This window comes from Wolbachia endosymbiont of Atemnus politus (assembly GCF_013309895.1).
In genome coordinates this window covers 1-8623 of sequence record NZ_JAAXCS010000054.1, presented here as the reverse complement: position 1 = coordinate 8623, position 8623 = coordinate 1, and the positions used below count along the sequence as shown (strand labels likewise).

The window sequence follows — 8623 nt, the reverse complement described above, 5'->3', positions numbered from 1 at the left end:
ATTGAAGTCGCTAAAAACCTACTTAAAGCTGGCGTATCTGTCGACTTAATAGCTGAATCCACCGGCCTCCCTAAAGCTGAAATAACACAACTTCAGAAAGAAATGGTTTAGAACCCTTGTTCTTGCTACTTATTGTTATACCACTTAAATAAGATTCAAAGTTACTGCTGGCAGCTTCTAATAATAGACTTTTCTTTTTAGAATATACTCATAATTTCTGTGTGTCCTTCCTCTCTAGCAAGATCTATGAGATACTGCGGTTTCAATAAACGATTCTAGCAGTTTTAGTGTCTGCACCACTTGGGCAAAAGCAGATAATAAATTCTATTTACTCGATGTATATCGTGCAAAACTTGAATATCCAAAGCTTAAAGAGCAAGTTCTGTCCTTAGCTGCAACCACACGCAATTTTAATTGAAGCGGAAACAAGTGGTCAGCAATTAGTACAAGAGCTAAAGGCAAACAGTGATTTGCCTATTATTGAAATAGTACCACATGACGACAAACTCGCTCGATTTCACCAGATTGTTCCAATTATAGAGTCTGGAAAAGTTTTCTTGCCACACCAAGCGATATGGCTGAACGATTTTGAGTATGAGATTTTAATGTTTCCAGAAACACACTACAACGACCAAGTCGACAGCACTGTGCAGTATTTGCAGTGGATGAGAAGCAATACCCTCAGAACCATAGCTGTACGAACATTGTAGAAGCTACTTCAGGGTTAGGGCGAAAGCCCTGGCCCTGGTTGAGTGGTAGCAATAGACCATTGTACTTATTAACCAATCCTATAGTAGCAATAGACCAGTGCCGTAGCAGTGTACACACCGTGAAGACCTCCAGTTGCAGGTCATTGAGGTCTCGCATTACTTAAACATCAAAGCAATTTAAGAGTGCTACAGGAAACGCCAGACTTTTTTATGCAAGTCACAACATTTCTAACTGTAACTACAAACGTATAGATTTTTTGCCTTATTGTTGTTATTCTTACTAAAAATTGAATATTAGTGAATGAATGAATTAAGAAAGCTAAGCATTACAGAGATGCGTGATGGGCTTAAACGAAAAGATTTTTCTGCCGTCGAACTTGTAGAGGCACACATCAATGCAGTTGAAAATGAGAAATTAAATGCATTTGTAACAAAAACTCCAGAAGTAGCAATAAAGGCCGCTAAAGCTGCAGATGAATATTTTTCGAAACAAAAGAATGCCCCGCCGCTCATGGGTATACCAGTTGGTGTTAAAGATTTATTCTGCACGAAAGGAATAAAAACAACAGCATGTTCAAAAATGCTGGAAAACTTCGTTCCGACTTACGAATCTACAGTATCTGAGTTGCTCTTAAAAAGTGGAGCAGCCATGCTCGGTAAGCTTAACATGGATGAATTTGCCATGGGCTCTGCAAATACAAATAGTTATTGTGGTTCCGTCGAAAATGTGTGGACTAGAAAAAGTGATGGAGAAAAAGTTGTACCCGGTGGATCATCTGGTGGATCTGCAGCATCGGTTGCTGGATTTTTGTGCGCTGGAGCGCTCGGTAGCGACACTGGTGGATCTGTACGCCAACCAGCAGCTTATTGTGGAGTAGTTGGAACAAAGCCAACTTATGGGAGGTGCTCACGTTTTGGTATGATTGCATTTGCAAGCTCTCTGGACCAAGCAGGGGTCATTACTCGCTCCGTTTCTGATTCAGCATTAATGCTGGAAACAATCTGTGGTTATGATAACAAAGATTCAACATCGAGCGAAAAACCAGTGCCTAAATTTTCTAATTTTATAGATGGTGATATCAAGGGTAAGCGCATTGGTATACCAAAAGAATATAGAATGGATGGGATTTCAGAAGAAATTGTTCATCATTGGGAAAAAGTTTCTTCCGATTTGAAAGAAAACGGTGCTGAAGTTGTTGATATCACCTTGCCGCACACTAAATATGCAATACCAGTGTACTATCTAATTTGTTCTGCTGAAGTTTCATCTAATCTTGCTCGTTATGATGGCGTGCGTTATGGATTCAGGGCTAACGCCAACACCCTCGAAGAAATGTATTCACTAACAAGAGCGGAAGGTTTTGGAAAGGAAGTAAAAAGAAGAATCTTAATCGGTGCTTACGCACTTTCTTCAGGCCACTACAATGAATATTACGAAAAAGCGCAATGTATTAGAGCACTAATCAGAAATGATTTCATAAAAGCATTTGAAAAAATAGATTACATACTTGTTCCTTCTGCTCCAACAGAAGCTTTTGGCTTGAATGAAAAGCCAGATCCGCTAATTATGTGTATCAATGATGTCTTCACCGTACCCGCAAGTTTAGCTGGTCTACCTGCTATCTCCGTTCCTGTTGGACTTTCTAATGAGGGTTTACCACTTGCTCTACAAGTAATTGGAAACTATTATGATGAAGCTGGAATATTGAATGTAGCAAATGTGATAGAGCAAAATTGTGGCAGAATAATTGAGCTGCATAGCTAGACTCGCAAGCTCAAAAAGGAGCAAGTTTAGCAAAAAATAATGATAGTATTAGTGGAACGTAAAATAGTCCTACTGCAGTACTTATGAAAAGTAACAAAGTAGCTTTATCTGGTTGATAATTTAAAATATTAGCAAGTATTACACTAGATCCGGAAACTGGAATAATAGCCAGCAACATCAGCGCTTTATATATACTCTCATCGTATATACCTGTAATATGTTTGTCTATCAGGACAATTCCCAAAACAAATAATGGCCAAAATACGTACTTTGCTGCAATAGTTGTCAGAGCGAGCTTCCAATCTATTTTAAAATTTGTAATTTGCGCAATACTCACTCCAAGTAGCACCATTCCTAATGTAATAAATGTACTTCTAATATTCATCATAACATCTGTTAGAAAAGCAGGTATTTGTATATCGCATACACTCAAAAAGAAGCCCAGAATCATCGCATAAGATGAAGGAAGTCTGAGTAACCTTAACATGCATTCTTTTGCAGTATAGATACCATTTGCAGCTATATAAAACCCTAAGCTATTTTCAAACAATGCCATTCCTATGTAACAGACAACATATACAGAAACTGAATCCTCACCAAACAAAGTCATAGCAATTGGTAAGCCAAAATAACCCATACTTGTGCTACCTGAGCTAAATGCCAATATGTTTTTCGTGTTGTCCTTAAATAAAAAAGAAGAAAGATAATACACTGATAAGGACATAACGCTACCTATAAACCATATCAAAATCGGCAAAGAAATTACTTTTAAATTCACTTCTGTATGAGATACTCCATACAGAATCACTATTGGATTAGCTATATAAAAGAGTATTTGAGATATAGTATTTCTATCAATCTTAAGACATTTTCCTGCTAAATAACCAATAAATATTGTAATATAAATAGGCAATATTTTGAGAAAAAGGGTAAAAAACATACTAGCCTAAATTATAATCCCTCTTGATATTTCCGACTGATAAAGTGATATTAGATCTTAAGATGTTGTAAAAGTAAATAAAATTTATTTTTCAGTTTACCCAATTCATATTAATAAAAAAAAGATTCTTCGAGTGTTGAAACTCACTTTTACACAAGATATAAAAATGATATTTTTATGATTAAATTATGTTAAGTTTTTATAAAGTTTCTTGCATATTTTTTAATAGTAGTAGATTTATCAAAGTTTAGACTTGGCTTTTATACTTGTCTAAAGATAAGCGAAGCGTTAGTGCCACCAAAGCCAAATGAATTGGAAAGTACATATTGGATTTTATGTTCTTGAGCTTTAAATGGTACAAAATTTAAATCACATCCTTCCGAAGGTTTGTGTAGATTTAAAGTTGGTGGAGTAATTCCATTATTTAACGCAAGGATGCTGAATATTGCTTCGACGCTCCCTGCAGCGCCAAGCAAGTGCCCTATAGAAGATTTAGTGGAAGACACTGGTACTTTGTAAGCATAATCATCAAATAACTGTTTTATTGCTATCACTTCGATTTGATCTCCAAGCGGTGTTGAAGTGCCATGTGCATTGATATATCCAATTTGGTTTGTATTAACTTGTGCACTCTTTAAGGCAATTTGCATTGCTTTAAATGCACCTCTTCCTTCTGAATGTGGTGCTGTGATGTGGTGTGCATCCCCTGTTAGTCCGTATCCAATCAGTTCAGCATATACTTTTGCTCCTCTTTTTTTTGCATGTTCATATTCTTCTAGCACTAATATACCAGCCCCTTCACCCATAACAAACCCATCACGTTCTTCATCCCATGGTCTTGAAGCTTCTTCAGGCTTATCGTTAAACTTAGTTGATAGTGCCTTCATGGATGTAAAACCTGCAATTCCAACCCTACACAGTGCACTTTCTGATCCACCTGCAACCATCACGTCTGCTTCACCAAGTTTTATAGCTCTCGCTGAGTTTGTAATTGCATGCGCACCTGTTGCACATGCGGTTGCTGCTGAATCGTTTGGGCCTGTAAATTCGTATTTAATAGAAATATGCCCAGATATCAAATTTATTAGACTTGCGGGAACAAAAAATGGGCTGACACGCCTAGGACCCTTTTCCTGCATAGTAATTACATTTTCCTGAATTGATGGAAGACCACCTATACCAGAACCAATAGCTACACCAACGCGCTCTCGATTGATATTTTGGTTTTCCAAAATCATGGAATCGTCTACTGCCTGAATAGCAGCCGCAATGCCGTAGTGAATAAAGCGACCTGTCCTTTTTAGATCTTTTTCAGAGATATAATCTAGCGAGTTAAAGTAGTGCTCAATATTATCGTGTTGCATAGGCACTTGCCCCGCAACTTTGCAAGCAAGATCAGAAAAATCAAATCTGTTGATTTCCCTTATACCAGACTTGCCATCTATTAATTTGAGCCAAGTGTTTTTGACATCTGCTGCCAGTGGAGTAATTAAGCCAATACCAGTAACTACTACTCTTCTGCTCATTTAACACTAACTATTGGTTTTTTTTACTATATACTCAACTATTTGTTCCATAGTTTCCATTTTTTGTGCATCTTCCTCAGCAATTTCTATTTCAAACTTTTCTTCTACTGCCATGATTATCTCAACTGCATCTAAACTGTCTGCACCATGCTCAAAAAGCTTTGAAGAGTTGGTGAACTTCTCCACATCCTTACTAATGTGCTCTAATACAATCTTTTTTACCTTTTCTTCTATGTCTTCTCTAGTGCTTTTTGCTAGTTCGCTATTCATTTTTAACCAAAAAATAATCTATTCTTCGATGTTATAAAAAATTTTCATATTTGCAATACCTTTTATGATTGATAAACTATTGTAAAGTTTTTTACCGCTCCCGCTGCTTCAGTATCATATGCTAGGGTTAGCAAGCTCAATAAAGAAATGTTAGATGAAACAACAAAAAATCTGCTCATTGCAGAAATAGATAAATTTTTACCTGAAGATAGCCAAAACAAGCTTATATCAGCTATGCGTTATGTGCTTCTTGCTCCGGCAAAGTACACACGTCCACTTTTAGTCACAGCTTCGTCACGAGTGTTTGATGTAGAAGCTGAGAAAACGATATCAGCTTCTATGGCAGTTGAATGTGTTCACACCTACTCTCTGATTCATGACGATTTGCCGTGTATGGACAATAGCGACATTCGCAGAAGTCAGCCAAGTTGCCATAAGAAATTTGGCGAAGCAACAGCGGTGCTTGCTGGGGATGCGCTGCTTACCCTTGCTTTTGAAATATTATCTTCACTAAATGAGGATAATAATAAACGCTGTGAAATTATAAAAGCGCTCTCTCAGGCGATAGGAACTAAGGGAATGGTAGGAGGACAGATTTTAGACATTGGTACAGATTTCTCTAAGATAAAGGAGATTCACTTGATGAAAACCGCAAAACTATTTGCAGCCTCATGTGAAATAGGTGCTATAGTAGGAGATGCAACAGACGAGCAGCGTAGAGCATTATATAACTACGGGGTAAATCTGGGCCTCATCTTTCAAGCCAAGGATGATGTTGAAGACTACAAACAAGATGAGATGAATAATTTAATGTCCGTGCTTGATAAAAGTGAAATAGAGGACTATATAGACAACATTTTTAAGCAAGCTTTGGATAATCTGAGTAAGCTTTCAGGAGATACTGACTATTTATATGATTTATTGGATCGAGTAAGGAAAGATGGCTAAGAAAATTATATTACAATTGCTTGTTTCCATATTAATAACTTTTACTTTAACTTCCGCTTTTGTGTTTACTGTCGTCCATATCAACAAAGGTAAGCCAGAAAAAAAGGACAAGCTTTATGAGATAAATGCTGCGCACGATGGCTTGGTGCAAACGATAGCATATTACCTAGTGAAACCGATACTTGAATCAGCACTTGACCGCTATATTGAAAAACACGGGCTGACAAAGTATTTAGAAGAAATAACACAGCAAGAAAAAGAGGAAAATACTACAAGCTTTTATGAAATTACAGAAGGCAGTGGCAGCAAAGCTCTATGTGGTCAAGAAGTCCTGTTACAAGTGTATAAAATATCCGGTAATCTAGCGGCATCGCTTCCACTTCTAAGTCAAGTCTCCGATGTTACTTTGAAAATAGGCCAGGATAACTGGAAAGAGGTAGGTTTAGGGGTAATAGGGATGAAAGAAGGAGGGGAGCGTGTAGTTACTGTAAACAGTGTTGCTAATGATAACAAAACGAATTTTAGTTCTTATTATGTCAAACTACTTGAAGTAAAAGATAGATATCCCGACTCAGTAAATAATATGATGATTTTTAATGACTCAACTAACAAGGTTGGAAAACAGGTGAAGTGTGGTGACGAAATATCGATTAGATATAGTGTAATAGGGCATGATGGTGAATATATAATCAAAAATCAAACAATGCAATTCAAGGTTGGTGATAAAAAAGTACCACTTGCTATAGAGCTTGGAGTTATGGGAATGAGAGAGAATAATAACAGAACTATCATTTCCCCACCGGAACTTTTGAACGTTACTGATGGTATGTTAATCGGAGACATAGATTTTGACGAAGAAAGTGTCTCAATAATTAATTTAAGTTTAGATGCCAATGAAGTTCAAAGGCAAGCTTGGTAACTAAAAAAAATAATAAAAGTACATATGGCAGTGATAACTGGCGGCAAAACTAGAAAAGTAGGTGTCTTTTTAATGAAAAAGTTCTTAGAAGACTTCGAGAAAAAAGCATTGTAAATTATTGGTAAAAAGTACATAGCATTGAGTATAGTGCTTACTATTAATACAAGGGTGACAAATACATAAAGTGCTATATTGCCGGAGTTAAAAACAGCTTGAAAAATGAGAAATTTACTCCAGAAAGTTGGAGCGGGTGGCACTCCTATCATAGATAATGCGCCTACAGTAAATGCTATCATGGTAATCGGCATGCTGCGTCCTATGCCGTGAATTCTATCTACATATTTCTCGCCTGTTTTCGTTATTATGTTGCCTACAACAAAAAATAAAGTGATTTTTGCAAATGCGTGACAAACTAACTGAAAAATTGCAACTCTTGCACTGAGATCGCTAAAAATTGAAGCAAATAGTATAATATATGACAATTGAGAAACGGTAGAGTAAGCAAGCAACTTTTTCAGTTCTTGTTGCTTGAGTGCAATCAGTGAAGCGGCAATGATGGTGAGTCCTGCAGCGTATGGCAGCCATCCTCCAGCAAACCAATTTTGTTGTGTAAAGCGTTGAAGATTATTGATGCCGAAAGTGTACAATATGACTTTTATGACAATAAAAGCTCCGGACTTCACAACAGCAACAGCATGTAGTAGCGCACTTACAGGAGTTGGTGCAACCATTGCTTTTGGCAGCCAAAAATGCATTGGCATTAATGCAGCTTTGCCTACTCCATAAATCAACATGGCAAAGCACACTGCAGTAAAAGTGACAAGCGAAGTATCAAATTTAAATATTCCACCGCTTACGAAGTCCAGAGTATGAAATTCATTATATAAGAGACCTAGAACTGGAAAAAATAGTACCAGGGAAGAAAAGAACAGCACACCAAAGTAATAACGTCCAGCTATCATTGATTCTTTTGTTGCACTATAAGTAACGAGAGGATAGGTACTAATAGTCAAGAGCTCATAAAAAACGAACGCAGTAAGCAGATCACCAGAAAAAGCAATAAACATTGTACAGCTGATTGATACCGAAAAAAAACACAGGAAGCTTGAGTGATTACGATCTGGATAGTTATTTTTCATGTAGCATATTGCATACATGCTGGTTAATATCCATAAAAATGATATTAGTAAACTAAATACCACCCCAGTGGACTCTAGTTTTAAACTAATATGCAAATTGTTGCCAAAATCCATGAGGATAAAGTGGGAAGTATCATTAAGCACCCAATATGAGGTACATAGGCATACATACATAAGGAGAAGTACAGAAGAAGCAACAGTAATACCATTGCTCACTCTAGGCCATTTGCCAGTAAAGAAGATAATCACTGCGCCCAAAAGCGGAATCAGTGCAGTAATCAATAAATAATCTTCAGTAATAAAAAATGGCAAGGAAAGAGATGTTAAAACATAGTCCATTAAATTATTCATTTTTCTGCTTAGATAAAGCTAGAATTATACTCAAATCACAGAAAAACTGCTATGT

The 8623-nt window shown here is 36.9% G+C and carries 7 protein-coding genes and 1 pseudogene; 4 read left to right on the top strand and 4 right to left on the bottom strand.

Features of this window, described 5'->3' with window-relative positions:
- Positions 1–250: 250 nt before the first annotated feature.
- Positions 251–710, top strand: a pseudogene (terL, locus tag HET73_RS04465) (phage terminase large subunit); the annotation flags it as partial.
- Between the two features lie 301 nt (positions 711–1011).
- The gene (gene gatA, locus HET73_RS04460; protein ID WP_174133074.1) at positions 1012–2475 is read left to right on the top strand and encodes an Asp-tRNA(Asn)/Glu-tRNA(Gln) amidotransferase subunit GatA; all 1464 of its coding nucleotides are present in this window, start codon (positions 1012–1014) and stop codon (positions 2473–2475) included.
- Positions 2476–2485: 10 nt separating this feature from the next.
- Here gatA and HET73_RS04455 read toward each other — a convergent pair whose 3' ends face one another.
- The 3 genes from HET73_RS04455 to acpP form a co-directional block, all read right to left on the bottom strand.
- Positions 2486–3415 carry an AEC family transporter gene (locus HET73_RS04455; RefSeq protein WP_174133075.1) on the bottom strand — a complete coding sequence of 310 codons (930 nt, stop codon included), beginning with the start codon at positions 3413–3415 and terminating at the stop codon, positions 2486–2488.
- Positions 3416–3675: 260 nt separating this feature from the next.
- A complete protein-coding gene (fabF, locus tag HET73_RS04450) occupies positions 3676–4941 on the bottom strand; it encodes a beta-ketoacyl-ACP synthase II (RefSeq protein ID WP_174133076.1) in 1266 nt (421 codons plus the stop codon).
- 6 nt (positions 4942–4947) lie between these two features.
- Positions 4948–5211 carry an acyl carrier protein gene (acpP, locus tag HET73_RS04445; RefSeq protein WP_174133077.1) on the bottom strand — a complete coding sequence of 88 codons (264 nt, stop codon included), beginning with the start codon at positions 5209–5211 and terminating at the stop codon, positions 4948–4950.
- 147 nt (positions 5212–5358) lie between these two features.
- Here acpP and HET73_RS04440 point away from each other — a divergent pair, with 147 nt between their 5' ends.
- Together HET73_RS04440 and HET73_RS04435 are read left to right on the top strand one after the other, a co-directional pair.
- Complete coding sequence (locus HET73_RS04440; RefSeq protein ID WP_174133078.1) at positions 5359–6159, top strand: polyprenyl synthetase family protein; 801 nt, start codon at positions 5359–5361, stop codon at positions 6157–6159.
- Positions 6152–7078 (top strand): FKBP-type peptidyl-prolyl cis-trans isomerase, encoded by a 927-nt coding sequence (locus tag HET73_RS04435; RefSeq protein WP_174134089.1) that lies wholly within the window; start codon positions 6152–6154, stop codon positions 7076–7078. Before HET73_RS04440 ends, HET73_RS04435 begins: the two co-directional genes overlap by 8 nt.
- On the opposite strand, the gene HET73_RS04430 is transcribed toward HET73_RS04435, so the two are convergent.
- Positions 7060–8556, bottom strand: coding sequence for a proton-conducting transporter transmembrane domain-containing protein (locus tag HET73_RS04430; RefSeq protein ID WP_174133495.1), 1497 nt, complete (start codon positions 8554–8556; stop codon positions 7060–7062). The genes HET73_RS04435 and HET73_RS04430 overlap by 19 nt on opposite strands.
- Between the last annotated feature and the right edge of the window lie 67 nt (positions 8557–8623).

Bases quoted from the DNA above. Each gene is read 5' to 3' on its own strand.
- gatA (WP_174133074.1), top strand. From the start codon at position 1,012: ATGAATGAATTAAGAAAGCTAAGCATTACAGAGATGCGTGATGGGCTT.
- HET73_RS04455 (WP_174133075.1), bottom strand. From the start codon at position 3,415: ATGTTTTTTACCCTTTTTCTCAAAATATTGCCTATTTATATTACAATA.
- fabF (WP_174133076.1), bottom strand. From the start codon at position 4,941: ATGAGCAGAAGAGTAGTAGTTACTGGTATTGGCTTAATTACTCCACTG.
- acpP (WP_174133077.1), bottom strand. From the start codon at position 5,211: ATGAATAGCGAACTAGCAAAAAGCACTAGAGAAGACATAGAAGAAAAG.
- HET73_RS04440 (WP_174133078.1), top strand. From the start codon at position 5,359: ATGTTAGATGAAACAACAAAAAATCTGCTCATTGCAGAAATAGATAAA.
- HET73_RS04435 (WP_174134089.1), top strand. From the start codon at position 6,152: ATGGCTAAGAAAATTATATTACAATTGCTTGTTTCCATATTAATAACT.
- HET73_RS04430 (WP_174133495.1), bottom strand. From the start codon at position 8,556: ATGGACTATGTTTTAACATCTCTTTCCTTGCCATTTTTTATTACTGAA.